The 24,850-nt window shown below is 51.6% G+C and carries 22 protein-coding genes and 1 pseudogene; 9 read left to right on the forward strand and 14 right to left on the reverse strand.

The window, feature by feature from the left end; translation table 11 throughout:
* Positions 1 to 137 precede the first annotated feature (137 nt).
* Together mobB and mobA are read right to left on the reverse strand one after the other, a co-directional pair.
* Positions 138 to 641 (reverse strand): molybdopterin-guanine dinucleotide biosynthesis protein MobB, encoded by a 504-nt coding sequence (gene mobB, locus OGW17_RS00025; protein ID WP_081353214.1) that lies wholly within the window; start codon positions 639 to 641, stop codon positions 138 to 140.
* Entirely contained in the window at positions 638 to 1,222 is a 585-nt protein-coding gene (gene mobA, locus OGW17_RS00030; RefSeq protein ID WP_071259425.1) for a molybdenum cofactor guanylyltransferase MobA, read from the reverse strand. Before mobA ends, mobB begins: the two co-directional genes overlap by 4 nt.
* Positions 1,223 to 1,290: 68 nt before the next feature.
* Here mobA and OGW17_RS00035 point away from each other — a divergent pair, with 68 nt between their 5' ends.
* From OGW17_RS00035 to dsbA, 3 genes are all read left to right on the forward strand, one after another.
* Complete coding sequence (locus OGW17_RS00035; protein WP_012133952.1) at positions 1,291 to 1,560, forward strand: YihD family protein; 270 nt, start codon at positions 1,291 to 1,293, stop codon at positions 1,558 to 1,560.
* A gap of 76 nt (positions 1,561 to 1,636) precedes the next feature.
* On the forward strand, positions 1,637 to 2,623 hold the full coding sequence (locus tag OGW17_RS00040) for a serine/threonine protein kinase (RefSeq protein WP_071259428.1): 987 nt from the start codon (positions 1,637 to 1,639) through the stop codon (positions 2,621 to 2,623).
* Between the two features lie 26 nt (positions 2,624 to 2,649).
* The gene (gene dsbA / locus OGW17_RS00045; RefSeq protein ID WP_012133950.1) at positions 2,650 to 3,273 is read left to right on the forward strand and encodes a thiol:disulfide interchange protein DsbA; all 624 of its coding nucleotides are present in this window, start codon (positions 2,650 to 2,652) and stop codon (positions 3,271 to 3,273) included.
* 12 nt (positions 3,274 to 3,285) lie between these two features.
* Here dsbA and yihG read toward each other — a convergent pair whose 3' ends face one another.
* A complete protein-coding gene (gene yihG / locus OGW17_RS00050; RefSeq protein ID WP_047459928.1) occupies positions 3,286 to 4,221 on the reverse strand; it encodes a 1-acylglycerol-3-phosphate O-acyltransferase, YihG family in 936 nt (311 codons plus the stop codon).
* A gap of 363 nt (positions 4,222 to 4,584) precedes the next feature.
* On the opposite strand from yihG, the gene polA reads away from it, so the two are divergent.
* Together polA and spfP are read left to right on the forward strand one after the other, a co-directional pair.
* A complete protein-coding gene (gene polA, locus OGW17_RS00055) occupies positions 4,585 to 7,371 on the forward strand; it encodes a DNA polymerase I (RefSeq protein ID WP_071259431.1) in 2,787 nt (928 codons plus the stop codon).
* Positions 7,372 to 7,537: 166 nt separating this feature from the next.
* On the forward strand, positions 7,538 to 7,585 hold the full coding sequence (spfP, locus tag OGW17_RS21605) for a small protein SpfP (RefSeq protein WP_071892919.1): 48 nt from the start codon (positions 7,538 to 7,540) through the stop codon (positions 7,583 to 7,585).
* A gap of 287 nt (positions 7,586 to 7,872) precedes the next feature.
* Here spfP and yihA read toward each other — a convergent pair whose 3' ends face one another.
* Positions 7,873 to 8,505, reverse strand: coding sequence for a ribosome biogenesis GTP-binding protein YihA/YsxC (yihA, locus tag OGW17_RS00060; protein ID WP_024130677.1), 633 nt, complete (start codon positions 8,503 to 8,505; stop codon positions 7,873 to 7,875).
* Positions 8,506 to 8,746: 241 nt separating this feature from the next.
* Here yihA and OGW17_RS00065 point away from each other — a divergent pair.
* From OGW17_RS00065 to hemN, 3 genes and pseudogenes are all read left to right on the forward strand, one after another.
* A pseudogene (locus OGW17_RS00065) lies at positions 8,747 to 8,971 on the forward strand (hypothetical protein).
* Positions 8,972 to 9,149: 178 nt separating this feature from the next.
* Complete coding sequence (gene yihI, locus OGW17_RS00070) at positions 9,150 to 9,659, forward strand: Der GTPase-activating protein YihI (protein ID WP_012133944.1); 510 nt, start codon at positions 9,150 to 9,152, stop codon at positions 9,657 to 9,659.
* Between the two features lie 188 nt (positions 9,660 to 9,847).
* Entirely contained in the window at positions 9,848 to 11,221 is a 1,374-nt protein-coding gene (gene hemN / locus OGW17_RS00075) for an oxygen-independent coproporphyrinogen III oxidase (protein WP_071259434.1), read from the forward strand.
* Positions 11,222 to 11,311: 90 nt separating this feature from the next.
* Here the strand turns inward: hemN and OGW17_RS00080 are convergent, their stop codons facing one another.
* From OGW17_RS00080 to glnA, 4 genes are all read right to left on the reverse strand, one after another.
* On the reverse strand, positions 11,312 to 11,422 hold the full coding sequence (locus OGW17_RS00080) for a YshB family small membrane protein (RefSeq protein WP_096753919.1): 111 nt from the start codon (positions 11,420 to 11,422) through the stop codon (positions 11,312 to 11,314).
* Positions 11,423 to 11,533: 111 nt separating this feature from the next.
* Complete coding sequence (glnG, locus tag OGW17_RS00085) at positions 11,534 to 12,943, reverse strand: nitrogen regulation protein NR(I) (RefSeq protein ID WP_012133942.1); 1,410 nt, start codon at positions 12,941 to 12,943, stop codon at positions 11,534 to 11,536.
* An 11-nt stretch (positions 12,944 to 12,954) separates the two neighbouring features.
* Positions 12,955 to 14,004, reverse strand: coding sequence for a nitrogen regulation protein NR(II) (gene glnL, locus OGW17_RS00090; protein ID WP_047459914.1), 1,050 nt, complete (start codon positions 14,002 to 14,004; stop codon positions 12,955 to 12,957).
* A gap of 279 nt (positions 14,005 to 14,283) precedes the next feature.
* Positions 14,284 to 15,693 (reverse strand): glutamate--ammonia ligase, encoded by a 1,410-nt coding sequence (gene glnA, locus OGW17_RS00095; protein WP_024130676.1) that lies wholly within the window; start codon positions 15,691 to 15,693, stop codon positions 14,284 to 14,286.
* Positions 15,694 to 16,070: 377 nt separating this feature from the next.
* Here glnA and typA point away from each other — a divergent pair, with 377 nt between their 5' ends.
* Entirely contained in the window at positions 16,071 to 17,894 is a 1,824-nt protein-coding gene (gene typA / locus OGW17_RS00100; RefSeq protein WP_012133937.1) for a ribosome-dependent GTPase TypA, read from the forward strand.
* A 115-nt stretch (positions 17,895 to 18,009) separates the two neighbouring features.
* Here typA and OGW17_RS00105 read toward each other — a convergent pair whose 3' ends face one another.
* The 6 genes from OGW17_RS00105 to OGW17_RS00130 all read right to left on the reverse strand — a co-directional run bounded on the left by OGW17_RS00105 (position 18,010) and on the right by OGW17_RS00130 (position 24,762).
* On the reverse strand, positions 18,010 to 18,471 hold the full coding sequence (locus OGW17_RS00105) for a YqhG/Tai3 family protein (RefSeq protein ID WP_071259437.1): 462 nt from the start codon (positions 18,469 to 18,471) through the stop codon (positions 18,010 to 18,012).
* A 1-nt stretch (position 18,472) separates the two neighbouring features.
* Entirely contained in the window at positions 18,473 to 18,835 is a 363-nt protein-coding gene (locus tag OGW17_RS00110; protein WP_071259439.1) for a CHAP domain-containing protein, read from the reverse strand.
* 253 nt (positions 18,836 to 19,088) lie between these two features.
* The gene (gene ompL, locus OGW17_RS00115; protein WP_024130675.1) at positions 19,089 to 19,781 is read right to left on the reverse strand and encodes a porin OmpL; all 693 of its coding nucleotides are present in this window, start codon (positions 19,779 to 19,781) and stop codon (positions 19,089 to 19,091) included.
* Positions 19,782 to 19,869: 88 nt separating this feature from the next.
* Positions 19,870 to 21,264, reverse strand: coding sequence for an MFS transporter (locus OGW17_RS00120; protein WP_071259441.1), 1,395 nt, complete (start codon positions 21,262 to 21,264; stop codon positions 19,870 to 19,872).
* A 45-nt stretch (positions 21,265 to 21,309) separates the two neighbouring features.
* Positions 21,310 to 22,692 (reverse strand): MFS transporter, encoded by a 1,383-nt coding sequence (locus OGW17_RS00125; protein WP_071259443.1) that lies wholly within the window; start codon positions 22,690 to 22,692, stop codon positions 21,310 to 21,312.
* 45 nt (positions 22,693 to 22,737) lie between these two features.
* Positions 22,738 to 24,762: an alpha-glucosidase gene (locus tag OGW17_RS00130; protein WP_071259445.1), complete on the reverse strand. Its 2,025-nt coding sequence runs from the start codon at positions 24,760 to 24,762 to the stop codon at positions 22,738 to 22,740.
* Positions 24,763 to 24,850: the final 88 nt, after the last annotated feature.

The raw sequence follows: 24,850 nt of genomic DNA on the forward strand, positions 1-24,850 counted from the left end.
CCCATGCGAGAGTAGGGAACTGCCAGGCATTAATTAAGTGAAGAGGCCATCCTGAGGGATGGCCTTTTTGCGTTCATGCGTCCGGGCGCAGCCGGATAACGCTGCGCCTTATCCGGCAAACCTGTGCCGCCCGCGTACTATCGTCCCAGCCAACGCAAAACAAATGTAGCGATCTGTGGTATATCATTGATATCTAATAGCGGGACATCCAGGGAAAGCGGAATGTCGCTGGCGACGGCGATCACATGCTCATCAATGGTCAGCTCCTCCACTTCATGCCCACACCCCTGTCGGAATAACAAGATCTTCGCCACCGCTTCGTGCTTAAAACCTTCAACAAGCACTATATCCAGCTTGGAAGCATCCATTCGACTCACCAGATACGTTAAATCCAGCTCAGGTTCTTCCGGTGTTTCTGTCATCAGCGCCCAACGTTGCCGACTGGCGACAAGCGTTTGTGCTGCGCCTGCCTTGCGTAACTCGTAACTGTCTTTGCCGGGCTTATCTACGTCCATATTGTGATGGGTATGTTTAATTAATCCTGGGCAAACCCCTCTGGCGCATAACGCTGGAATCAATTTCTTGAGCAGCGTAGTCTTACCGGTGCCGCTCCATGCGGCTATGCCGAGTAGTGGGATCATGATTTCTCCTGCCATCTGGCGAGTTCTTCCGGCGTATTCACATTCACAAATGCCTGTTTAAAATCACTGAAATCAACAGCATGACCACCGGCCTGGCGCATAAAGACCATGACTCGCCGTTCACCTGACCGGAGATATTCCTGTAAGAAAGGTTCTACTGAGCGATTAACCAGTGCAATTGTCGGGTGGTCCCGCTCGCCGTCGTGAACCCATACGACAGGCGCGTTATTACGCTGAGCTTTTAAACGCGCAACCAGATCGCGGGGAATGTAAGGCGTGTCGCAAGGGCAAAACAGAAACCAGTCTCCCTTCTCTTGCTGTAAAACAGACAACATACCCGCCAGAGGCCCCGGAAAATCGGCCAGTGAATCGGGGATCACTCTCAGACCGCTTTGTTGATAAATATCCTGATGGCGATTCGCGTTAATCACGACGGTTTCAAGCTGAGACGCCAGCGTATCAGCAACATGCTTCCAGAGTGGTTTGCCATCCAGCTCAAGCAGACCCTTATCTGCCCCCCCCATTCGCCTGGCCTTACCGCCTGCCAGCACAACCCCCGTTATTGCACTCTCCAGATTCACTGATATCGCCTCTTTTATTGTGGGATTGACCCTGCTAACGTATCTACATCAAATTAAGGAGCACAGCCATGAAATGTAAACGCCTGAATGAAGTCATTGAACTCCTGCAACCAGCCTGGCAGAAAGAGCCCGATCTTAATCTGCTGCAATTTTTACAGAAACTGGCGAAAGAGTCAGGTTTTGACGGCGAACTGGCGGATTTAACCGACGACATTCTGATCTATCACCTGAAAATGCGTGACTCCGCAAAAGATGCGGTGATTCCTGGCATTCAGAAAGATTATGAAGAAGATTTCAAAACGGCGCTATTACGCGCACGCGGCGTGATTAAAGAGTAAAACCTTGTAAGCGGCGCCACCGAAATCGCCACAAAATGATATCCTGAATCATTCGTAGTATTTTCCGGATGATGGGATGAACGATAACGCTTTTACTTTCCAGACATTACACCCGGATACCATCATGGATGCGCTGTTTGAACAGGGAATCCGGGTGGATTCCGGTCTTACCCCGCTCAACAGCTATGAGAACCGCGTCTATCAGTTTCAGGACGAAGACCGTCGGCGCTTTGTCGTTAAGTTTTATCGCCCTGAGCGTTGGTCTGCCGATCAAATACGGGAAGAGCATCAGTTTGCACTGGAACTGGTAAAAGATGAGGTGCCGGTCGCGGCGCCGCTTGTCCTCAATGGCCAGACGCTACTAAACCACCAGGGATTCCACTACGCGATTTTCCCAAGCGTCGGCGGGCGACAGTTCGAAGCGGATAATATCGATCAGATGGAAGCGGTAGGGCGCTATCTGGGTCGCCTGCATCAGACCGGGCGTAAATATTCTTTTGCCTTCCGGCCGACAATGGGCCTGGAAGAGTATCTCATTGAACCTCGTAAACTTTTCGAAGACGCATCACTGATTCCCGCGGGGCAAAAAGCGGCTTTCCTGAACGCGACGGACACTCTTATTGCCGCCGTTACCGAACGTTGGCATACCCGTTTTGAGACGCTGCGTTTACACGGGGATTGTCATGCCGGAAATATCCTCTGGCGTGATGGCCCGCTGTTTGTTGATTTAGATGATGCCCGCAATGGCCCTGCCGTTCAGGATCTGTGGATGCTGCTGAATGGCGATAAAGCCGAGCAGCGGATGCAGCTTGAAACGATTATCGAGGCTTATGAAGAAGTTAGTGAGTTCGATACCGCTGAAATAGAACTTATTGAGCCTTTACGCGCGATGCGTTTGGTTTATTATCTTGCCTGGCTGATGCGTCGCTGGGCTGATCCTGCGTTTCCTAAAAATTTCCCGTGGTTAACCGGGGAAGATTACTGGCAACGGCAGACTGCGACATTTCTTGAGCAGGCAAAAGTGCTGCAAGAACCCCCTTTACAATTAACGCCAATGTATTAAACGGACACATCAGGAGAGAGTTGATCATGAAAAAGATTTGGCTGGCGCTGGCTGGTATGATTTTAGCTTTTAGCGCATCGGCAGCGCAGTTCAGTGATGGTAAGCAATACATCACACTGGATAAGCCCGTTGCTGGCGAGCCTCAGGTTCTGGAGTTTTTCTCCTTCTACTGCCCGCACTGCTATCAGTTTGAAGAAGTGCTGCACGTTTCTGATAACGTGAAGAAAAAGCTGCCTGAAGGCACCAAAATGACCAAATACCACGTTGAGTTCCTGGGCCCATTGGGTAAGGACCTGACGCAGGCATGGGCTGTGGCGATGGCACTGGGCGTAGAAGATAAAATCACTGCGCCGATGTTTGAAGCAGTACAGAAAAACCAGACCGTTCAGTCTGCTGCCGATATTCGCAAAGTATTCGTTGATGCGGGTGTGAAAGGTGAAGACTACGATGCGGCATGGAACAGCTTCGTGGTGAAATCACTGGTTGCGCAGCAAGAAAAAGCGGCCGCTGATCTCCAGCTTCAGGGTGTACCGGCGATGTTTGTAAACGGCAAATATCAGGTTAACCCGCAAGGGATGGATACCAGCAGCATGGATATCTTCGTACAACAGTACGCCGATACCGTGAAACATCTGGTTGAAAAGAAATAAAAAAATCGCCGGTCATTGACCGGCGTTTTTGTTTTCCGCTTTAATCTTTTCTATCTGTTCGTCTTTTTCATTCCAGAGTGCATTCAACCAAAGCTGGAAACGGCGTTTGAATCCTTTGTCGTTCACATAGTCACCGTGCAGCTCTTCTTTAATCGGCTCCAGATCGATACGTACCACGATGCGCGTCAGTTTACCGCTCAACATATCGTAGAATGGTTTCCGATCGTTTTCCGGGTAGCAGAGGGTAACGTTGAGCAGCTTATCAAACTGAGACCCTAAGACGTTTAGCGCCATCGCGATCCCCGCCGCTTTTGGTGGGAGAAGGTTTTTATATGGCGAGCGAGTTTGCCGACGTTTCTCTTCGGTAAAACGCGAACCTTCGACAAAATTTACGATCGTTGTGGGATGCGCGCGAAATTTCTCGCAAGAACGGCGGGTTGTTTCTACATCTTTACCGCGTTGTTCGGGATGACGGAGCAAATAAGCGCGCGAGTAGCGTTTCATAAACGGCATATCCAGCGCCCAGCAGGCCAGGCCGATAAACGGCACCCAGGCTAACTGCTGCTTAAGAAAGTATTTATTCATTGGAATGTGCTTACGGAACAGAACGCAAAGCACCACGATATCGGCCCAACTGTGATGGTTACAAATAAGCAGATACCAGTTTTTCTTGTTCAGGCCTTCCAGCCCTTCCACGTCCCATTTAAGCCACGGATTGAGATGTAGCAGCAGCGCCAACCCTTCACACCAGCAGTACATCATGAAATTACAAAAAACGGATACCTTGCGCCAGACGACAGGAATGGGCAAAAGGAGCTTCACGATCCCGGCAAGGATGATCGGCACAGAACAAAAAATAGTGACCAAAATGGTCAATACGATACTCAGCAACAGCGTTATCGCAGCGAGTATTCTTGTCATAATTAAATTATTCAACGGGTTAGCCATAAATAGTGCGCGAAAGAGACGCAAGGGGCTGATTTTATCAGAAAACGCATCAAATGACGGGTCTTAGCGAAACAGAAAAAATATTGATATCTATCCACACACTGAGATGACGCTGAATAATGGGATAAAGTTCTGGTGATTTAATTAACGTATTGAAAAATAAGAGTAAGTTTAATGAAAATTAAATCATCAGGATGAAATTAAATGAAATGTAATAATTTATGCACAAAGTTATCCACAGTTCGCTTTGCGAGCGATCCAGAAGATCTACAAAACTTTTTCGACAAATGCGGCGAAAAACTCATGTTTTCATCCTGTCTGTGGCATCCTTTACCCATAATCTGATAAACAGGCACGGACATTATGGTTCAGATCCCAGAAAACCCACTTATCCTTGTAGATGGCTCATCTTATCTCTATCGCGCGTATCACGCCTTTCCTCCTCTGACGAACAGCGCAGGGGAGCCTACAGGGGCGATGTACGGTGTTCTCAACATGCTGCGCAGCCTGATTATGCAGTATCAACCGACGCATGCCGCAGTGGTATTTGATGCCAAGGGTAAAACCTTCCGTGATGAGTTATTCGAACATTACAAATCGCATCGCCCGCCGATGCCTGATGACCTGCGTGCGCAGATTGAACCGCTGCATGCGATGGTAAAAGCGATGGGCCTGCCGCTGCTGGCTGTTTCGGGCGTGGAAGCGGACGACGTTATCGGTACGCTGGCGCGTGAAGCCGAGAAGGTGGGCCGTCCGGTGCTGATCAGCACCGGTGACAAAGATATGGCCCAGCTGGTGACGCCAAATATCACGCTGATTAATACCATGACCAATACGATTCTGGGCCCGGATGAGGTCGTGAACAAGTACGGTGTTCCACCCGAATTGATCATCGATTTCCTGGCGCTGATGGGCGACTCTTCCGATAACATTCCTGGCGTGCCGGGCGTGGGTGAAAAAACCGCCCAGGCGCTCCTTCAGGGGTTAGGCGGGCTGGATACCCTGTATGCCGAATCAGATAAAATTGCGGGCTTAACCTTCCGTGGCGCGAAAACCATGGCCGGGAAGCTTGAGCAGAATAAAGAGGTGGCTTACCTCTCTTATCAACTGGCTACCATCAAAACGGATGTCGAACTGGAGCTAAGCTGCGATCAGCTTGAAGTACAACAGCCAGCGGCTGAAGAGTTGCTTGGCCTGTTTAAGAAATATGAATTTAAGCGCTGGACCACCGATGTGGAAGCGGGTAAATGGCTACAGGCGAAAGGTGCGAAGCCCGCAGCAAAACCGCAGGAATCCATTGTTATTGATGAAACGCCAGACGTGCCTGCGACCGCGCTTTCTTACGATAACTACGTCACCATCCTGGATGAAGCGACGCTGGAAAGCTGGATTGAGACGCTGAAAAAGGCGCCCGTTTTTGCATTTGATACCGAAACGGACAGCCTGGATAACCATGCGGCGAATCTGGTTGGTCTCTCTTTTGCTATTGAACCGGGCGTGGCGGCCTATGTTCCTGTGGCGCATGACTACCTGGATGCGCCCGATCAGATTTCCCGCGAGCGAGCGCTGGAGCTGTTGAAGCCGCTGCTGGAAGATGAGAAGGCGCGTAAGGTTGGGCAAAACCTGAAGTACGATCGCGGCGTATTGCAGAACTATGGCATTGAGCTGCGTGGTATTGCTTTTGACACTATGCTCGAATCCTACATTCTGAACAGCGTTGCTGGCCGCCACGACATGGACAGCCTGTCCGAACGCTGGTTGAAGCATAAGACCATCACTTTTGAAGAGATTGCCGGTAAAGGTAAAAATCAGCTGACCTTTAACCAGATTGCCCTGGAAGAGGCCGGACGTTATGCCGCAGAAGATGCGGACGTTACGTTACAGCTGCATTTGAAAATGTGGCCAGAGCTACAGCAGTGCAAAGGGCCGCTGAATGTCTTCGAGAATATCGAAATGCCGCTGGTGCCGGTGCTTTCCCGCGTAGAGCGTAACGGTGTAAAAATCGACCCTGCCGTGCTGCACAAGCATTCAGAGGAGATCACGCTGCGTCTGGCGGAGCTGGAGAAGAAGGCGCATGAGATCGCCGGAGAAGAATTTAACCTCTCTTCTACCAAACAGTTGCAAACCATTCTGTTTGAAAAACAGGGTATTAAGCCGCTGAAGAAAACGCCGGGCGGTGCGCCGTCCACCTCGGAAGAGGTGCTGGAAGAGCTGGCGCTGGACTATCCGCTGCCGAAGGTGATTCTGGAATATCGCGGGCTGGCGAAGCTGAAATCGACCTACACCGATAAACTCCCGCTGATGATCAACCCGAAAACCGGGCGAGTGCATACCTCTTATCATCAGGCGGTGACCGCGACGGGGCGTTTATCGTCTACCGATCCTAACCTGCAAAATATTCCGGTACGTAACGAGGAAGGGCGCCGTATTCGTCAGGCGTTTATCGCTCCGCAAGATTACGTCATCGCATCAGCGGACTATTCGCAGATTGAACTGCGTATTATGGCGCACCTTTCCCGCGATAAAGGTCTGTTAACCGCCTTTGCCGAAGGAAAAGATATCCACCGGGCGACGGCTGCTGAAGTGTTTGGACTGCCGCTGGAGAGCGTTACGGCTGAACAGCGCCGCAGCGCCAAAGCGATTAACTTTGGTCTGATCTACGGCATGAGCGCATTCGGTCTGGCGCGTCAGCTCAATATTCCGCGCAAAGAGGCGCAGAAGTACATGGATCTCTACTTCGAACGCTACCCTGGCGTACTGGAATATATGGAACGCACGCGCGCTCAGGCAAAAGAGCGAGGTTATGTTGAAACGCTGGAAGGGCGTCGTCTCTACTTGCCGGATATTAAATCCAGCAATGCTGCGCGTCGTGCCGGTGCGGAACGTGCCGCCATCAACGCTCCGATGCAGGGGACGGCAGCAGACATCATCAAGCGCGCTATGATTGCCGTCGATAAATGGCTGCAAGATGAACAGCCGCGCGTGCGTATGATCATGCAGGTACACGATGAACTGGTGTTCGAAGTGCATAAAGATGATCTCGACGTGGTATCGAAAAAGATCCATCAACTGATGGAAAACTGCACGCGTATTGATGTGCCGTTGCTGGTGGAAGTGGGTAGCGGCGAAAACTGGGATCAGGCGCACTAAGGCTTTACTGAATAACGCGCTTTTTTCGTAACTAAGCAACATAAGATAGAACGTTTTGTGATGATCATTAGAATTCCCTATGTAAAGAATGAAAAAAAATTACAAAAAGTGCTTTCTGAGCTGCTTAAAAAAGAGTAAAGTTATTCGCGTAGGGTACAGAGGTAAGATGTTCTATCTTTCAGACCTTTTACTTCACGTAATCGGATTTGGCTGAATATTTTAGCCGCCCCAGTCAGTAATGACTGGGGCGTTTTTTATTTTGCTCGTCATACTTCAAGCTGCATACGCGTTGGCTTCGAATTACTCGGCTCATCCATGAGCCTCACCCTTACGGGCCGCCGCTTCGCGGCGTTCAAATCTGTTCCAGACAGATTTGTCGCTCACCCCAGTCACTTACTTATGTAAGCTCCTGAGGATTTGCTGTGTTGCCGCCTTAGAGCAAGAATAAAGAACTGTAGGCCGGATAAGACGCGCAGCGGCGCCATCCGGCATATCGGTGGGTTATTCCCCGTCCTGCGTCTCTTCCACGGGAGCCAGATCGTTAAACCAGCTATCCAGTTTCTGACGTAATTTATCCACGCCTTGCTTCTTCAGGGAAGAAAACGTTTCTACCTGCACATCGCCGTTAAAGGCCAGTACCGCTTCACGCACCATATTCAGCTGCGCTTTACGTGCGCCGCTGGCCAGTTTGTCCGCTTTGGTGAGTAAAACCAGAACCTGAATGTTGCTCTCTACGGCCCACTGGATCATCTGCTGGTCGAGATCTTTTAACGGGTGACGGATATCCATCAGTACCACCAGGCCTTGCAGACTCTGACGTTTTTCCAGATATTCACCCAGCGCGCGTTGCCACTTACGCTTCATCTCTTCCGGGACTTCTGCATAGCCATAGCCGGGCAGGTCAACCAGACGTTTGCCTTCAACCACCTCAAACAGGTTGATGAGCTGAGTACGGCCCGGTGTTTTGGATGTACGCGCCAGACTCTTCTGATTCGTAAGCGTGTTTAGCGCGCTGGATTTGCCTGCATTGGAACGGCCAGCAAAAGCCACTTCGATTCCGGTATCGGAAGGTAAATGGCGAATATCAGGCGCACTCATCACAAAGTGCGTCTGTTGATAATTCAAATTAGTCAAAGCGGTCGTCTCCGTCAGTCAAAGCTTTGCAGCGATTATACCTGAACAGCGGCAAAAGACGGATTTTTCAGCATGCGGGATGTGTGTAAGCTAAAACCATGCTCTTTGTGAGACATTGCCGATTGTTCTTATGCGAAATTTCAGAGTAAGCGCAGGTCGAAAATTAAGATAAAATAATAAAATCATAACGTTATGTTTCAGGCAATATTCTGAAAAGTGGACATTCGCGTTTCGATTACTTGTGCGTTTATGCCAGAAGAGTAAAGTAGCATCCATAGCGAGGAAGCTGTCAGGATTACGACTCAGGATGAGGGTCAGGAGCGCCAGGAGGCGAAGACGCAGGATTTGTCAGGAAGACAAACGTTCGGAGACGTTAGTAAAAGGAAATGGAAACAACACGGAATGTTTCAGGCTAAGGGAAAAACAGGGCGTGTTGGTAGCCAACAGGGATCGTAGAGCCCGTTAGGGTTGTTAGACAGCAAAAAAGGCGACAGATTACTCTGTCGCCTTTTTTCTTTATAGGGTTTCTGCTAGATTCCGCGGCAAATGAAACTCGTCATACTTCAGGTTGCATGTGCGTTGACTTCCTGCAACTCGAATTATTTAGAGTATATACTGACTAAAACAGCCAAAGACGAATCACTATGAAATCAACTTCTACACCACGCGGTAAAGGTCCCGCAAAAGCGCGTCGTAAAACACGCGAAGAGCTGAATCAGGAAGCGCGTGACCGTAAGCGTCAGAAAAAACACCGTGGTCATGCGGCGGGGAGCCGTGCGACAGGTGACAACGCGGCTTCAGGCGGTAAAAACCAGAACAAGCAGAAAGATCCACGAATTGGCAGTAAAACCCCCATTCCCCTGGGTGTGACCGAAAAAGTCACCAAACAGCACAAACCGAAGAGTGAGAAACCTATGCTTTCACCGCAGGCTGAGTTGGATTTACTGGAAACGGATGAGCGCCTGGATGCGCTGCTGGAACGTCTGGAAGCAGGCGAAACCCTGAGTGCGGAAGACCAAACCTGGGTAGATGCCAAACTGGATCGTATTGATGAGCTGATGCAGAAGTTGGGCCTCTCTTATGATGACGACGAAGAAGAGGAAGAGGACGAAAAGCAGGAAGATATGATGCGCCTGCTCCGGGGCGGCAACTAACGGGTTTACACCGTGGGCCTTCCCGTCCTGCTTATAACCCTTCCGGTTGTATGTTATCTGGTGTGGTTATTCGTTAAACTACAGCGGTTGTCGCGGCGACAGAAGTGGCTGCGCAACCGGTTTATTACCCGTAGTGGGGTAAAGCCGGTACGCCGTACCCGCCAGCGACGCCATCGGAAGGAGTGAGCATGTCTGAACAGTTGATAGACTGGGATCTGGCCCTGATCCAGAAATATAACTATTCCGGGCCACGATATACCTCGTATCCCACAGCGCTGGAGTTTTCGGAAGACTACGGCGAAGAGGCATTTCAGCACGCTGTGGCGCGTTACCCTGAACGTCCGCTGTCTCTGTACGTTCATATCCCGTTTTGCCATAAATTGTGCTACTTCTGCGGTTGCAACAAGATTGTGACCCGCCAGCAGCATAAGGCCGACCAATATCTCGATGCGCTTGAACAAGAAATTATTCATCGCGCGCCGCTGTTTGCCGGACGTCGCGTTAGTCAACTGCACTGGGGCGGCGGAACGCCAACGTACCTGAATAAAGCGCAAATCAGTCGGTTAATGACGCTTCTGCGTGGAAACTTTCATTTTAACGACGACGTCGAAATCTCGATCGAAGTCGATCCCCGTGAAATTGAGCTGGATGTGCTCGATCATTTACGCGCGCAAGGGTTTAACCGCCTGAGTATGGGGGTGCAGGATTTCAATAAAGACGTTCAGCGTCTGGTTAACCGCGAGCAGGATGAAGAGTTTATCTTCTCGCTGCTCAATCATGCGCGCGAGATAGGCTTCACCTCGACGAATATCGATCTGATTTACGGGCTGCCAAAGCAAACGCCGGAAAGCTTCGCCTTTACGCTCAGACGCGTGGCAGAGCTGAGCCCCGATCGCCTGAGTGTCTTTAACTACGCTCATTTGCCCACGTTATTCGCCGCTCAGCGCAAAATCAAAGAGGCCGACCTGCCCAGCGCGCAGCAAAAACTCGATATCCTGCAAGAGACCATCTCGTCGCTGACGGAGACGGGCTATCAGTTCATCGGGATGGATCACTTTGCCCGCCCGGATGACGAACTGGCCGTTGCCCAGCGTGAAGGTGTTCTGCATCGTAACTTCCAGGGCTATACCACTCAGGGCGATACGGACCTGCTGGGGATGGGCGTTTCCGCCATCAGTATGATTGGCGACAGCTACGCGCAGAACCAGAAAGAGCTGAAGCGCTACTATCAGCAGGTGGATGAGCTGGGGAATGCGTTATGGCGCGGCATTGTGCTGACCCGCGATGACTGCATTCGTCGGGATATTATTAAGTCGCTGATCTGCAACTTCCGTCTCGATTACGCAGCGGTTGAACAGCAGTGGGATCTCAACTTCGCGGCGTACTTTGCGGAAGATTTAGCGCTGCTGGCGCCGCTGGCGAAAGATGGGCTGGTGGATGTGGATGATAAGGGGATTCAGGTTACGCCGAAAGGCCGTCTGCTGATCCGTAACATCTGTATGTGCTTTGATGCTTATCTGCGCCAGAAAGCGCGGATGCAGCAGTTCTCACGGGTGATTTAGTGGCGTTGCCCGGTGGCGCTACCGCTTACCGGGCCTACAAGTTAACATCAACCGTAGGTCGGATAAGCGGTAGCGCCATCCGGCACGCATTTAGCTAAACAGCCCAACCAGCGCTGCACACAGCACTGCGGCAACCGCAGTTTGTGGCGTGTGGCTGTCGACCGCTCCGCTCGATACCAGATTGATTAATGATTCCAGCATGATGATTCCCCCTGTTTGCCGGGCATGATCATACTCAACTCATCGGAACAGTAAAGCGCAAAATAACGGCAATTTGCGCTTAAATATTAATCTTTACACAACGACGAATCGTCACTCCATACCCAGCTCTTTTAGCTTGCGAGTCAGGGTGTTACGACCCCATCCCAGCAGCCGTGCCGCTTCCTGTTTATGCCCCTGGGTATGACGCAGCGCGGTGGTTAGCAGCGTACGCTCCAGCTCAGGCTGCGCTTCAGAAAGCAGGTTTTGATGACCGGAACGCAACGCGCGATCCGCCCACTGCGCCAGCAATGTGGCCCAACTGTCTGACTGTATGTGCGACTGGCTGTCTGGCACCGTGGCTTCAAACAGCTCGCCGGGTAAGTCCTGAATCAGAACCTCCTGTCCGGCGGCCATCACCGTTAACCAACGGCAGGTATTCTCCAGTTGACGCACGTTGCCAGGCCAGGCCAGACGCGTCAGCGCCGCTTCGGTTTCCGGGTGGAGCAATTTGGCTTCGACGCCCAGCTCGCGAGCAGCCACTTGCAGGAAATGCCGCGCCAGGCGTGGAATATCTTCCCGGCGCTCGCGCAGCGGCGGTAAATGTACGCGAATCACGTTCAGGCGGTGGAACAGATCTTCACGGAACTTACCTTCCTGTACGCGTAATTCCAGGTTCTGATGGGTGGCGGCGATAATCCGCACATCAACCTTCACCGGCGCATAGCCACCAACGCGGTAAAACTGCCCATCGGCTAAGACGCGTAGCAAACGCGTCTGCACATCCAGCGGCATATCGCCGATTTCATCGAGAAACAGCGTGCCGCCGTCGGCCTGCTCAAAGCGCCCCTGACGAATGGTATTCGCCCCGGTGAACGCTCCTTTTTCATGACCAAACAGTTCGGACTCGATCAAATCCTTCGGAATAGCTGCCATATTCAGGGCGATAAAGGGAGCTTTAACGCGTGGGCTATGGCGATGCAGCGCATGGGCGACCAGCTCTTTACCGGTCCCGGACTCGCCGTTGATCAGCACGCTGATAGACGAGCGTGAGAGGCGGCCAATAATGCGAAAGACATCCTGCATCGCGGGCGCTTCGCCGATGATATCGGTTGTCGGGCCGTTGATCTGGACATTGCGCGGCTGTTGCTGCTCCTGATAATGGCTGATCGCGCGTTCAACCAGCGCGACCGCTTCGTCAATATCAAAAGGCTTTGGCAGATAATCAAACGCGCCTTGTTGATAAGCGCTGACGGCGGCATCGAGATCGGAATGCGCCGTCATTATGATGACCGGAAGCATGGGGTGACGCTGTTTGATCTGTTTTAACAGCGCCAGTCCGTCCATTCCCGGCATACGGATATCCGACAGCAGGACATCCGGCGTTTTACTCGCCAGCGCGTCCAGCACTTCGTTGCCGCTTTCAAATGTGGTGCAATGTAATCCCGCCCCGGCGAGCGCACGTTCAAGCACCCAACGGATGGAACTATCGTCATCGACTACCCAGACTATCCCTCGTTGCATAAACGTCACCTTTATTTCCTGATAGGCAGGTAAACCGAGAACTCGGTATGACCCGGCCAACTGGTAAATTCAATTTTGCCGGAATGCTGATCAATCAAATTACGGGCAATGGATAAGCCCAGCCCGGTGCCGCCTTCGCGACCGCTGACCATCGGGTAAAACAGCGTGTCCTGTAAATGGGACGGAATACCCGGCCCGTTGTCCTCAACGTCGATGCGCGCCGCCAGGCGATAACGCACGCCATGCAGCGTCAACTGGAATGCGGTACGGGTACGCAGAATGATTTCACCGCCTTCCGGCCCTAACGCCTGTAAAGCGTTACGCACGATGTTCAGCAGGACCTGTTCAATCTGGTCCGGGTCGTGAGGCAGTTCCGGCAGACTGGGGTCATAATCACGAATCAGCGTGACGTTCTCCGGCAGCTCCATCGACACCAGTGCGACGACGCGTTCTGCGACTTTGTGGATACTCTCCGTGACGTGCATACCCGGCTGTTGCGGCCCCAGCAGTCGGTCAACCAGATTACGCAGCCTGTCGGCCTGCTCAATAATGACTTTGGTGTACTCCAGCAACGCCGGGTCAGGCAGGGCTTTACTGAGCAGTTGGGCCGCGCCGCGTAAACCACCAAGCGGGTTTTTGATCTCATGCGCCAGACCGCGCACCAGATCGCGGGCGGCGATTTGCTGGGCATGCTGAAGCTGTTCCTGGCTCAGGCGACGCTGGTTATCCATCGGCGCCATTTCCAGCAGGATGAAGTTATCCGGCAGGCGCTGGGCGGTTAGCGAGAGAATATGAGAGCGCCCGTCGATCACCAGCGTGACTTCGTTGTCCGTAAATCCCTGACCCGCTTCCAGGCTTTCGCGCATCAGCCCAATATTTAATGAAAAATAGCTCAACAGCTCAGGCAGCGGCGTACCAAACAGCTTGCGGGCGCTTTGGGCGAGCAGCTGTTGTGCGGCCGGGTTGGCGTAATGCACCGCCAGCTCGTCGTCAACCAGTAAAATGCTGTTGATTAAAGAATTGAGGATCTGCCCAGCATCGGGCTGCGTGCCTGTTGCCATTTAGCAGTCTCTTGGAATAGTTTGCACCAATTTAGTGCATTATAGCTTTTTACGTGTAAAAAGCGCGTGGGATCAGAACGTTGGTGGAGAAAAAAGCCCATCGTGTGATGGGCTACAGATGAGTGGCAAACGTTGTGCCGGATGGCGGCTTTGCCTTATCCGGCCTACAAGGTGATGTTACCGGTAGGCCTGATAAGCTTGCGCCATCAGGCGTCTTATCATTCGCCATCAATCTCAAACCTGCCTGAACAGGCTAAAAGTTCCACGGCAACTCAACGATTAAACGCTGTAGTACAGCTCAAACTCTACCGGGTGCGGCGTCATGCGTACGCGGTCATTTTCTTCAATGCGCAGGGCGATGTACGCGTCGATCGCTTCATCAGTGAACACGCCGCCTGCTTTCAGGAATTCGCGGTCAATATCCAGCTCGTTGAGCGCTTCTTCCAGAGAGCCTGCAACCTGTGGGATCTCTTTCGCTTCTTCCGGCGGCAGGTCATACAGGTTTTTGTCCATCGCTTCGCCTGGGTGGATCTTGTTCTTAATACCGTCAAGACCCGCCATCAGCAGAGCGGCAAAGCACAGGTACGGGTTCGCAGCCGGGTCCGGGAAGCGCACTTCGATACGACGCGCTTTCGGAGAGGCCACAACCGGAATACGGATAGAGGCAGAACGGTTACGGGCGGAGTAGGCCAGCATGACCGGTGCTTCATAACCCGGAACCAGACGTTTGTAGGAGTTGGTGGTCGGGTTCGCCAGGGCGTTGATCGCTTTCGCGTGTTTGATTACGCCGCCGATGTAGTACAGCGCCTGCTCAGACAGACCCGCATATTTGTCGCCGGAGAACAGGTTAGTCCCGTTTTTGGACAGGGACATGTGGCAGTGCATACCGGAACCGTTATCGCCGAACATCGGTTTTGGCATAAAGGTCGCGGTTTTACCGAAACGGTGAGCGACGTTGTGCACAACGTATTTGTAGATCTGAATTTCGTCCGCTTTTTTGGTCATGGTGTTGAAGCGGGTTGCCACTTCGTTCTGACCTGCGGTTGCCACTTCGTGGTGGTGTGCTTCTACAACCAGACCCATTTGCTCCATAACGGAACACATTTCAGAACGGATGTCCTGAGAAGAGTCTACCGGCGGAACCGGGAAGTAACCGCCTTTTACTGCCGGACGGTGACCTTTGTTGCCACCTTCGTACTGGGTGGAGGAGTTCCATGCGCCTTCGATATCGTCGATAGCGACGTGGGAACCGGAGATAGAAGAACCGAAGCGGATATCGTCAAACAGGAAGAACTCTGGCTCTGGCCCGAACAGAACGGTGTCTGCGATGCCGGTAGAGCGCAGGTACTCTTCCGCGCGCTTGGCGATGGAACGCGGGTCGCGATCGTAGCCTTGCAGGGTGCCTGGCTCCAGGATGTCGCAACGAATAATCAGCGTAGAATCAGCGTAGAACGGGTCAATGACCGCAGTGGATGCGTCCGGCATCAGAACCATGTCGGATTCGTTGATACCTTTCCAGCCACCGATCGAGGAGCCGTCAAACATTTTGCCTTCTTCAAAGAATTCGGCATTCACCTGATGAGCAGGAATCGTGACGTGCTGTTCTTTACCTTTGGTATCGGTGAAGCGCAAATCAACAAACTTCACTTCATGCTCATTCAGCATCGTCAAAACGTGTTCAGCGGACATACTTAACTCTCCCGGATTGGTCATTGTCGTCGTGGTAACGAAGTCTTCAATTCTGCAAAAATTGGCCGTGTCGCCGTAAAAAATACAAAGCGAAATCTGTGCCAACTTTTAAATTGCCCCTAAAAGGCGTTATCATGCGCACCATCGTGCAAAAGGGCCGCACCATAGTGGATATGTTGCACCAATATAGTGCTTTAATGTGAACATTAAGCACCATGTTGGTGCAATGGACAGTGAGTGACCCTTTTAACGCTCCGTGAAAGCGATCACAAAGAAACTCTGCAATACTTGTTTGCGGAGGATCTCTGTGATCCTGTTTTGTAGTGCGATTAATCCGTGTACAATAACGCGCTATTTCTAATGCCTGAGGCAAAGTTGTGATCGAAAATTTGCGTAACATCGCCATCATCGCGCACGTTGACCACGGTAAAACTACCCTGGTCGATAAGCTGCTACAGCAATCCGGTACGTTTGATGCGCGTGCCGAAACTCAAGAGCGTGTGATGGACTCCAACGATTTGGAGAAAGAGCGTGGGATTACCATCCTCGCTAAAAACACTGCTATCAAATGGAATGATTACCGTATCAACATCGTTGATACCCCAGGACACGCCGACTTCGGTGGTGAAGTTGAACGTGTAATGTCCATGGTAGACTCCGTGCTGCTGGTGGTTGACGCATTTGACGGCCCGATGCCGCAGACGCGCTTCGTGACCAAAAAAGCCTTTGCTCATGGCCTGAAGCCGATTGTTGTTATCAACAAAGTTGACCGTCCTGGCGCGCGCCCTGACTGGGTTGTAGACCAGGTATTCGACCTGTTCGTTAACCTCGACGCGACCGACGAACAGCTGGACTTCCCGATCATCTACGCTTCGGCGCTGAACGGTATCGCAGGTCTGGATCACGAAGATATGGCGGAAGACATGACCCCGCTGTATCAGGCGATCGTTGACCACGTACCGGCACCGGACGTTGACCTGGACGGCCCGCTCCAGATGCAGATCTCTCAGCTGGACTACAACAACTATGTTGGCGTTATCGGCATTGGTCGTATCAAGCGCGGTAAAGTGAAGCCGAACCAGCAGATCACTATCATCGATAGCGAAGGTAAAACCCGTAACGGTAAAGTGGGTAAAGTGCTGACTCACCTGGGTCTGGAACGTATTGATAGCGACCTGGCGGAAGCGGGCGATATCATTGCAATCACCGGTCTGGGCGAGCTGAACATCTCCGACACCATCTGCGATCCGCAGAATGTTGAAGCGCTGCCAGCGCTGTCTGTTGATGAGCCGACCGTTTCTATGTTCTTCTGCGTAAACACCTCTCCGTTCTGCGGTAAAGAAGGTAAATACGTGACCTCTCGTCAGATCCTTGAGCGTCTGAACAAAGAACTGGTACACAACGTTGCGCTGCGCGTTGAAGAAACCGAAGATGCGGACGCGTTCCGTGTATCCGGTCGTGGTGAACTGCACCTGTCCGTTCTGATTGAAAACATGCGTCGTGAAGGTTTCGAGATGGCGGTTTCCCGTCCGAAAGTTATCTTCCGCGAAATCGACGGCCGTAAACAAGAGCCGTACGAAAACGTCACGCTGGACGTCGAAGAGCAGCACCAGGGTTCTGTGATGCAGGCGCTGGGCGAGCGTAAAGGCGACCTGAAAAACATGAATCCAGATGGCAAAGGCCGCGTACGTCTCGACTACGTGATCCCAAGCCGAGGTCTGATCGGTTTCCGTTCAGAGTTCATGACCATGACCTCCGGTACGGGTCTGCTGTACTCCACCTTCAGCCACTACGACGATATCCGTCCGGGCGAAGTGGGCCAGCGTCAGAACGGCGTACTGATCTCCAACGGTCAGGGTAAAGCGGTTGCGTTCGCACTGTTCGGTTTGCAGGATCGCGGTAAGCTGTTCCTGGGTCACGGCGCGGAAGTTTACGAAGGCCAGATCATCGGTATTCACAGCCGTTCTAACGACCTGACCGTAAACTGCCTGACCGGTAAGAAACTGACCAACATGCGTGCGTCTGGTACTGACGAAGCAACGGTTCTGGTTCCGCCGATCAAGATGACCCTGGAGCAGGCTCTGGAGTTCATCGATGACGACGAACTGGTAGAAGTGACTCCAACCTCTATCCGTATTCGTAAACGTCACCTGACGGAAAACGATCGTCGTCGTGCAATGCGCGGCGCGAAAGAAGAGTAAGACGGGCTTACAAAATCGGCCTGATAACTCCGATTCGTAGGCCGGATAAGGCATTAGCCGCCATCCGGCAACAAAAAGCCGCTGATTTCAGCGGCTTTTTTTGACTCTCGATTTATTACTGTAAGTTGCTATTGTGGTAAATCTCATGTCCGACGACTGACTGAACTCTCCACCTCCCTCCCTCCCGGACCATACAATCAACGACAATGTGATCGCGTTTTTTGCCAAATGACACATATACATTCACACAAACCGGATCATAATCGGATGAAACTACGGTTACGTTGGTTGGCCAGTCATCGCCGATGTATTGCGCCTTAATAAAGAAGTCAGCGTCATAAAATTCATCGTCCGCGTATTTAGGATCTTGCGCATGACGCAGCTTTTTCATCGTGTCTGACGTAACAAAGTTATCAATTTCATGACCGGCGCTGATAGGATAAATATCTTTATTTATCTGATTAATATACCATTTATTGAATTCAAGCGCCCGAGATATGGGGGTTTTATCATCAATTGCGCCAAATGTTGCGAAACTGATGGAAAGTAATATCAATAATTTCAATAATTCTTTCATATTAATTGTGCCTGTAAAGTTTAAAAGCAGGATGTAGCTCCCTGTAATGTGGGCCAGGGTACATACTGCGTTGAATGAAATCGGAATACCATGTTCCCATCCCATCGTAAATACAGGTATGACCATATTGATGCGGGCCAGGTAATGCGCTTATCACTGCGACATCTCCTTCCATCGGTTCACCATAAACTTGCCTGAATCCGGCACGCTCAAGTGAACGATCAAAATTCATGGCATTGGCTCCCTCAATCTGAATACCGCCAGCTCGTATCGCGGCTGCAACGGCACGGGCACAAAAATGAGTACTTTGTTGGTGTGCATGCTGGCGTGCAAAGGTTACTGCGGAATGTTTATTCCATGACATTATAATAACTCCTTTATTGTTAATATATACCAATGTATTTCGCATTACATCAAGGTGGCGACGTAGCTGTGTCGCTACCGTCCTGCTACTTGAATTATGTAAGGTATAAAAAAGAAGTTATTACATTATTTATATAGGATGTGTATTATTAAATGTTTTCTATATATTAATGAAAATAAATTATTATTATAATTTAAATGTTTTCATAAAAATTAAAAATGCGATCTTTCAGTTGAAGATCGCATAATTAAAATCAGAAGAAATATTTTACCCCGACACGAATCTGGTTTTGCTCCCGATGGTAGGGCTCCACATTGCGATCCAACCAACGTAACTCTAAGTACGGCAGCCAGTTCTGGTTAATCCGGTATCTGAAAGTATTGGTAATTTCCCAGTGGTGTTTGGTTCCGTTGCTGCTGTTAAAATCATTCACATTATAAAAATAGTGTGGCTCAAAGGTATAAGAAAATTTATCAGTAATGATGAAATTCCAGTAGTTGCCGATTTCATAGCTATCGTTATTATCTAATTCACCATTTAAATCAGTAGAACTGTAGTTATTATGGTTGTAACGGTTACGAACCGTCAGGTTAAACCACGGCGTGAATTTATAATTGACGTCCAGATAAACAGCGCCGCCAGAACCGATGCTTTTATCGTTTATCAGACCACCGGGTTGAATGGTTAACCGGTCCGTCGGTTTAAATAACGGATACCAACCCTCAATTTCATTATAGCCATGCTTTAATTCATCATCACGCTGTAGCGTATAGGTGTTGGTTAACATAATTCCAGCCCCCATATCGGAGTTGTATCCAACGCGCAGCATGAATTCCATTTGATCGGATGCCAGATTATAGGCCTCGCGGTTTTCCACATACGCGCCCGCAAAAACAGAAGTGGAGATAACAGAGGATAACAGCATTATTGTGTTCAACGTTTTCATAGTAAATCCATTTTTTAAGCGTAGGGAGCCGCTATCCATCGAAATGGATAGAGCGGCAATTATTTTATTTAATTAGAACAGAGGTTTTTTAATGGCTTACAACGCCGGTTTGTATCGATTGTTTCTTTCGTTGGCTAATTTCCTCAATAATAAAAGCAAAACGTTTTTCATTGAGCTTATAAAAAAAGCCCATTGTGAGTGCGGCGATAATCGCCAGGCCGCATGGCCAGAGAAATATCAGCTGACGCAGGCCAAGTAACGTCTCCGCGCTTTGCGCTATGTTCGGCACGTAGCCAATTTGCGTCAGCATAATGCCGGGCAAGAAACCCGCCAGCGCCGCAGAAATTTTTCGTGAGAAGGTATAACCGGTATAGACCGACCCTTCCGCACGAATGCCTGTTTTCCATTCGCCGTAATCGACCGTATCAGGAACCAGCGCCCAGTTCAGGCTGTTAACGAACGCGGTGCCGAAAAACGCCATGCAGGAGAAGATCACGAACAGGAAAGAGGTTCCGCCCCAGAGAAAGTTCAGCACATCGCCGATAGCCCACAGCGTCAGGCCGCCGAGATAGACCTGCTTTTTCCCAAACCGTTTTACGGTTACGGGCACCAGCAGTACGCCGACCAGAATGCACCCCATACTGAAAAATCCCATCCATGACAGCAAATGGATGTCGTTCAGCACGTACTGGGTGTAATAGACCTGAATCGCCAGTTTGATGTTAAACGCGGCCAGCGTACATAAGTTGGCCACGCAGAGCACCAGCAGCGGCGGATTGCGGAAAATCGCACAGAAGGATTTAAGAATGCTGGGCTTATGGTGGGCCGGAACGATATCGATATACCGTTCTTTCACCCCGCTGAAACACCACCACATACTGAACAGGCCGCAAACGGAGAAAATCAGCGCGGCTACCAGATAACCCAGAGAAGATGACTGGGTAAAGAGCGCCTGAATCGGCATAAAGCCAACGGTACACAGCAACAGACCGAGCGTTGCGCCGCCCTGACGCCATGCTGCGAGTTGGGCGCGCTCATGCGGGTTTCTGGTGATAGCGGGCACCATCGCCCCGTATGAGCAATTCATCAGGCTGTAAAACAGGCCAAACAGCATGAACAGTACGGTTGCCAGCGCCGTTTTGATCGTCAGTGTAAAATCGGTGGCGAGAAACTGCGCGCTGGCAACCAGCGCGACAGGAAATGATGCATACAGAATGAAAGGGCGAAACTTACCTTTAGCGCCAATATGACGACGGGAATCCAGCAGCACCCCCGTCAACATATCGGTGAACGCGGTAAAGAACTTCGCCACCAGAAAGATAATCCCACCGTAATATGCGGGCATTCCCAGTTCATCGGTATAAAACTTAAGCAGATACAGCGTACCGATACACAGCATCAAATTTGAGCCGAAGTCACCCATGCCATAGGCATATTTTTCCCGTAGGCTCAGTTTTAGCGTCAGCGGATCATGGTCAGACATAATCGCTCCTCAATAACGCCCCGAAGGGCGCCTTTATTATCATTGTTAAGCCGTTTGTTTACGGGCTTCTATCTCTTCAACGATGCGGACATACATCTTCTCGTTGAGGTTGTAGAAACATCCCATTGCGATGATGGTTATCACCGCCAGCGCGCACGGATAAATAAAGATCAGCTGCCGCAAACCTTCGACAGTGCCTGCCGATTGCACCACATTGGGCACGTAGCCGATTTGGGTCAGCATCCAGCCGGGGAAGAAGCCCGCCAGCGCCTGAGACACCTTACGGAAGAAGGTAAAACCGGTGTATACCGTTCCTTCTGAACGCACGCCGGTGCGCCATTCACCGTATTCCACCGTGTCGGAGACCAGCGCCCAGTTCAGGCTGTTCACAAACGCTGAACCGAAAAACGCCAGACAGGAAAACGCGACAAAACTGACCGAGCCGCCGCCAAAGAAGTAGTTGAGAAGATCGCCGATAACCCAAACCAGCAGGCCGCCGATGTAGACCTTTTTCTTGCCGAAGCGTCTTACCGCGCCGGGCATTAAAAAGACGCCGATAAAAATGCAGCCCATGCTGAAAAAGCCCATCCAGGAGAGGAGGATCGGGTCATTCAGTACGTACTGGGTGTAATACACCTGGATCGCCAGCTTAACGTTGAAAGCGCCCAGGGTGCAGAGATTCGCGATACATAAAATGAACAGCGGACGGTTCCCGGCAATGGCGCGAAACGACTGAAGCAGCCCCGGTTTTTCGGTCGCTTCAACCGATTTTACCTCCACATAACGCTCTTTGACGCCTGCGTAGCAGAGCCACATAAACAGCAGACCAAACAGTGAGAACAGCGTGGCGGCGAAAATATAGCTTAGCTGTGCGTTCCCTTCGATCAGATTCATCACCGGAACAAAACCGACGGTGCACAGCAGCAGGCCGAGCGTGGCGCCGCCCTGACGCCAGGCGGCAAGCGAGGCGCGCTCATCCGGGTTTTTGGTAATGGCGGGCACCATCGCGCCATACGAACAGTTCATCATGCTGAAGAACAGGCCGTACAGCATAAACAGCACCGTCGCCATCACCGTCTTACCGGTGATTTCAAACGGCGTGCCAACAAAGTTGGCGATGGCCAGCAGGGTCACAGGAAACGCGGCATAGAGCACGAACGGACGGAACTTGCCTTTCGGGCCGATTTTACGCCGCGAGTCGAGCATAATCCCGGTGCCCATATCGGTGAAGGCGGTAAAGAATTTGGCGATCAGGAAAATAATACCGCCATACGTGCCTGGTAGACCCAGCACATCGGTATAAAACTTAAGTAAATAAAGCGTACCAATATCCAGCAGGATATTGGAGCCTAAATCACCCATCCCATAGGCAAGTTTTTCTTTAAACGGCAAGCGTAGGGTCGCCGGATTTGATGACGTTTGACTCATTATTTTTCTCCATATGCCCGTGAGTTTCCCCACGGGCGAGCCGTATTAGATAGTGCGTAAAGAGGCAAACAGAGATGCCCACTCGCTCTCTGCACGGTAAAAGACCGGAGGCTTGCCGAGCGGCGCGTCCACGGTAATCTCGCCGCCGCGAAGCGTTTCGCCCGTCCACGCGTTGAGCCAGTTATCCTCAGGCAGATATAGCGTCCAGTCGCGGCGTCCTTGTTCGTGGACCGGCGCAACCAGCAGGTCGCGACCCAGCAGATACTGGTACTTCAGGGTGTAGGTCTGCGCATCGTCCTCGTAGTGCAGGAACAGCGGGCGCATGACCGGCAGACCGGTTCTGGCGTTCTGCGCCACCGCCTGTTTGAGATACGGTTTCAGGGTGGTAAAGACGGTTGTCATACGGGCAAAGTGGGCGATAGTTTCCGCGTCGCCATCAAACTGCCAGTTATCGCCGGGGCGGTTCCCTTCGTGGGTACGCATCATCGGGGTGAAGGCGCTGAAGTCACACCAGCGCAGCAGCAGCTCTTTACTGCGCTTCATGTCGAACAGGGTGGTATAACCGCCAATATCGCTGTGATGCAGACCGTGACCCGTCATCGCCAGCGACAATGCGGCAGGCACCACGGAGGCGAGACCGTCGTCCAGACTCCAGTCGACGTTCTGATCGCCCGCCCACATCATGGTGGAGTATTTCTGGCTGCCGGTATAACCCGCACGCATAAAGAACAGGATCTCGCCCAGCTTGCCGGTCTCTTGTAGCGCTTCGTAGTTACATTTCGCCCACAGCGCCGGCCAGGCGTTATGCATAATTTCCGCGCTGACGCCGTTATGCAGGTAAGTGTCGGTTGGCAGGTATTCCCCGAAATCCGCCATCCAGCCGCCGCAACCCAGCTCAATCATGTTTTTCTTGATGACATTCTTGAACCAGTCATAGGCTTCAGGATTGGTCAAATCCACGACGCCGCCATAAAACTCGCCGAACTCAACCAGATAGTCATCGCCCGCAGCGTCTTTTGCCAGATAACCGTGTCTGGCCGCTTCGGCGCAAAGATCTTTATCGCTGGCGACGTAAGGATTGATGTAGGAGAGGAACTGCACGCCTTCTTCTTGCCATTGTTTGATACGGGTATCCAGCTGCGGATAGTTGTCGCTGTTCCACTTCCAGTTCCACATCACGCGTTTGCCGAAAGAGGTCATGCGGATGCCGGACCAGTCCTGCGCCCAGATGCCATTCACCTTCACGCCTGCGTTGCGCATGGTGTCCAGCTTCTGCTGGCAGACGTCGGTGCCGCCCTGAATGCCGAGCGTCACGCCGTCGTAAACCCAGTCCGGCAACACCGGCTGGCGGCCTAACAGCGCCGTCAATTTTTCCAGCAGGGCGATGTAGCTGTCGGCGCATTCAAAACGCAGGGTGGCGTTGTCTTCCCATAGCGCCAGCTCATGGTATTCCGGCGCGCTAAAGTCGAAATTCATGTAGCAGCTGTTATCGACGTGGCAGTAGTACTTTTGCGTGCTGACAAAAGTGGGCTGTGGGAAAAAGGTCCAGTAGTAATCCCCGCCCGCGTTTTCTTTGCAGTCCGCCTGCCAGGTGACATAGCTGTTTTTGTTGCGCCCGACGCCTTGTTCGCTGGTCCAGAGCGGGAAAGGCTTGCCGCGTAAATCGAAATAAGAGAATTGTTCGCCGCAGCCATAGATGTGATCTTCTGGTTGGGCGGCCAGGTGTAACCAGATGCGGTTATGGGTAAGATCGCTGTTTTGCAGTTTCAGCGTCAGGCGGCCCGCCTCATCGGTGGCGATGTGTAACGCTGCGCTGATGGCATCGCCGCGATTGAAATGGATCAACCAGCCATCCGGGGACTGGCTTATCGTTGCGTCAGTCAGCGCGATTTTCTCATTCAGCTTATCTTTTATGCTGAAATTACCGCGAAACATGTCGATATCGGCGACGCCGGCGCCAATCCACAGGCAGGGATTTTCTGCGCTGTGAGATAGCAGCAGACGATCTTGCCAGCTCAGGGTGAAGCCGTCATCGGTTGTTGTCAGGGTGATATTGTGTAGGGTATGCATAAGTTTTCTATCCTCAATGTTGCCGGACGGCAGCGCTCTTGCCTACGGTTAGCACGGCGCTCGTCGGCCGGATAAGACGCCTTAACGT

This window comes from Citrobacter sp. CK181, from assembly GCF_030333595.1.
GTDB lineage: Bacteria > Pseudomonadota > Gammaproteobacteria > Enterobacterales > Enterobacteriaceae > Citrobacter_B > Citrobacter_B koseri.

What these genes read in the sequence shown, in the direction of transcription:
- glnG (WP_012133942.1), bottom strand. Translation starts at nt 12,943, where the DNA reads ATGCAACGAGGGATAGTCTGGGTAGTCGATGACGATAGTTCCATCCGT.
- glnA (WP_024130676.1), bottom strand. Translation starts at nt 15,693, where the DNA reads ATGTCCGCTGAACACGTTTTGACGATGCTGAATGAGCATGAAGTGAAG.
- OGW17_RS00040 (WP_071259428.1), top strand. Translation starts at nt 1,637, where the DNA reads ATGAACGATAACGCTTTTACTTTCCAGACATTACACCCGGATACCATC.
- OGW17_RS00080 (WP_096753919.1), bottom strand. Translation starts at nt 11,422, where the DNA reads ATGCTGGAATCATTAATCAATCTGGTATCGAGCGGAGCGGTCGACAGC.
- OGW17_RS00105 (WP_071259437.1), bottom strand. Translation starts at nt 18,471, where the DNA reads ATGAAAGAATTATTGAAATTATTGATATTACTTTCCATCAGTTTCGCA.
- OGW17_RS00130 (WP_071259445.1), bottom strand. Translation starts at nt 24,762, where the DNA reads ATGCATACCCTACACAATATCACCCTGACAACAACCGATGACGGCTTC.
- glnL (WP_047459914.1), bottom strand. Translation starts at nt 14,004, where the DNA reads ATGGCAACAGGCACGCAGCCCGATGCTGGGCAGATCCTCAATTCTTTA.
- dsbA (WP_012133950.1), top strand. Translation starts at nt 2,650, where the DNA reads ATGAAAAAGATTTGGCTGGCGCTGGCTGGTATGATTTTAGCTTTTAGC.
- yihI (WP_012133944.1), top strand. Translation starts at nt 9,150, where the DNA reads ATGAAATCAACTTCTACACCACGCGGTAAAGGTCCCGCAAAAGCGCGT.
- OGW17_RS00125 (WP_071259443.1), bottom strand. Translation starts at nt 22,692, where the DNA reads ATGAGTCAAACGTCATCAAATCCGGCGACCCTACGCTTGCCGTTTAAA.
- hemN (WP_071259434.1), top strand. Translation starts at nt 9,848, where the DNA reads ATGTCTGAACAGTTGATAGACTGGGATCTGGCCCTGATCCAGAAATAT.
- ompL (WP_024130675.1), bottom strand. Translation starts at nt 19,781, where the DNA reads ATGAAAACGTTGAACACAATAATGCTGTTATCCTCTGTTATCTCCACT.
- OGW17_RS00035 (WP_012133952.1), top strand. Translation starts at nt 1,291, where the DNA reads ATGAAATGTAAACGCCTGAATGAAGTCATTGAACTCCTGCAACCAGCC.
- mobB (WP_081353214.1), bottom strand. Translation starts at nt 641, where the DNA reads ATGATCCCACTACTCGGCATAGCCGCATGGAGCGGCACCGGTAAGACT.
- yihG (WP_047459928.1), bottom strand. Translation starts at nt 4,221, where the DNA reads ATGGCTAACCCGTTGAATAATTTAATTATGACAAGAATACTCGCTGCG.
- OGW17_RS00120 (WP_071259441.1), bottom strand. Translation starts at nt 21,264, where the DNA reads ATGTCTGACCATGATCCGCTGACGCTAAAACTGAGCCTACGGGAAAAA.
- polA (WP_071259431.1), top strand. Translation starts at nt 4,585, where the DNA reads ATGGTTCAGATCCCAGAAAACCCACTTATCCTTGTAGATGGCTCATCT.
- OGW17_RS00110 (WP_071259439.1), bottom strand. Translation starts at nt 18,835, where the DNA reads ATGTCATGGAATAAACATTCCGCAGTAACCTTTGCACGCCAGCATGCA.